Below are 1,953 nucleotides of genomic sequence, written 5' to 3'. Positions count from 1 at the left end.
ACCGACTCTGGTTTTATGACGGTGAAGCCGGTGAAGGTCCGATGATTCAGGCCATCAATATCCAGAGCAACCAGAAAGACCTGTCCGGCATCTTTGAACTGTTCCGGCGCTTTGCGGATGAAGAAACCTCGCTACCCAGTTATACCCATGGTGAACAGACCCAGAACCTGAACAAAACCGCCAGCGGCATGAGCATGTTAATGACCGCCGCCAATGTGGCCCTGAAAAGCGTGGTAAAAAATATAGACGACTACGCAACGGTTCCCCTGATCGATAGCCTGTTCAATTTCGCCATGCGCTGGAGTGACAGCGAAGACGCCAAGCGGGGTGATCTGGATGTGGTGGCCATGGGCAGTGCGGCACTGGTGGCCAAAGAGCTGCAATCGGAACGGATGATGAATGCCCTGAATGTCAGTATGAATCCGGTGCTGGGTCCCATGACCGATCATCGTTATCTGTATAACGAATACCTGAAATCCCTGGATATTGATCCGGATAAAGCCCTGCGCCCTGAGGAAGAACTCTATGCCCAACCCAATGCACCTGACCAGCCAGGAGGCGGAGGCGATCCTGCGGCTGGAAGGCAACCCGGATTACCAGACACTGGTCGAGCACCTGCAACGTCGCCGGGCGGAACTGCTGGAGAAAATGTCCCACGCCCGGGATTCAACCGAATTGCGCATCCTGCAGGGTAAGACTCAGGAACTCAGTGATCTGATGCAACTGTCGCAGCGATCGCGAACCTATTTACGACAATAACTTTCGTCGCTCCCCGCTGTCCGCTCCCCGCTTCCCGTAAAAGCCAAACCAGTATCGCCTTTTACGGGTCGCGGGCAGCGGAAAGTGGGCGGCGAACAATGCCTGAAAGAATATGGACAAGCCCAGAGCCCCACGGACTTTCACAGGCGCAACCAATGTGGACAAGCCAACGAGCCCCACAGGGAGAGTGAAGATGGCCATAGATGCCGAAAAGCTGGATCAGGAAACTGACGCCGAACTGGCCGCCCTTATGGGTTTGACTACGGACGCCCCTGCCGCTTTTGCACAGCAAGAAGACGAGCAGGACAAGCAGACCGATCAGAACCCACCCGCTGATGAGTTACCCCCGCCACCCGAACCGGAGTCGGACGCTGATGACGAACCGTCAGAGCCGCCTGCTCCAGCATCCAATGACGATAACGGTGAAGACTGGCAGGACAAGTACACCAAGGCGGAAGAGTCCCGCAAGAATGCCCATGCCCTGATGACTCAGGCCACCCAGAAAGCCGCTGACCTGGAGCGGAGCAATACCGAGCTTCAGCAGCAGATGGCGTTGCTGAAGGCCAAGGTGGATCTGCTCAGTCAGCAGGGTACTGCTCAGCCAAACAGTGAGCCAGAGCCGTCCGACCAGTTCCAGGAACTCCGTAAGGACTACCAGGAGCTGGACCCGGTGTTCAACAAGCTGGATGAGTCGGAACAGCTCAACCGCAAACTGGAACAGCGGCTGGCCGCCATTGAGAAGGCTCGGCAGGAGCAGGAGGCGGAACGGGCACAACAGGCATTCTGGAACAAGTTGCGCAGTCTGCATCCGGATGTAGAGCAGATCTCAGCCAGTGAGGATTTTAAAGGCTGGTTTGCACGACAGGCTGCTGATGTTCAGGAGTTGAGTCGTGTCAGCCCATTGGGTGCAGCGCAGGTCATGAGTCTCTATAAAGAGGCCGCAGGTGTAAACAAGCCTGCACCGAAACCGGTACCTGATCCAGTACAGAAAATGCAGCAGGCAAAGCAGCTGAGTGAACCGCCGGTGCGGACCCACTCAGTCCCTAAAACCCGGGGGCACCAACCGGCCCTGACGCTGGAACAGATTGCGGCCATGCCGCAGAAAGAGTTTAACGACAATGAAGAAAAACTCGACAAGATTCTGGCCCAGTGGATCAAGCAGGGAGGTCGCCTCTGAGGGGAGCGTTTAATCGT

General features: G+C 56.3%; 2 protein-coding genes. Both read left to right on the top strand.

Translation table 11 applies throughout. The features are described 5' to 3' along the window. On the top strand, nt 1-695 hold a 695-nt coding region (locus AK963_RS33890), incomplete at its 5' end, for a hypothetical protein (protein ID WP_202969904.1). Between the two features lie 257 nt (nt 696-952). Beyond that, the gene (locus tag AK963_RS28310) at nt 953-1,936 is read left to right on the top strand and encodes a hypothetical protein (RefSeq protein WP_066018636.1); all 984 of its coding nucleotides are present in this window, start codon (nt 953-955) and stop codon (nt 1,934-1,936) included. Nucleotides 1,937-1,953 lie beyond the last annotated feature (17 nt).

Source organism: Endozoicomonas atrinae (assembly GCF_001647025.1).
In the GTDB taxonomy this organism is placed as follows: domain Bacteria; phylum Pseudomonadota; class Gammaproteobacteria; order Pseudomonadales; family Endozoicomonadaceae; genus Endozoicomonas; species Endozoicomonas atrinae.
Note: the sequence above shows the minus strand (reverse complement) of the source record. Positions and strands in the feature narration are given on the sequence as shown.

Bases quoted from the DNA above. Each gene is read 5' to 3' on its own strand.
- AK963_RS28310 (WP_066018636.1), top strand. From the start codon at position 953: ATGGCCATAGATGCCGAAAAGCTGGATCAGGAAACTGACGCCGAACTG.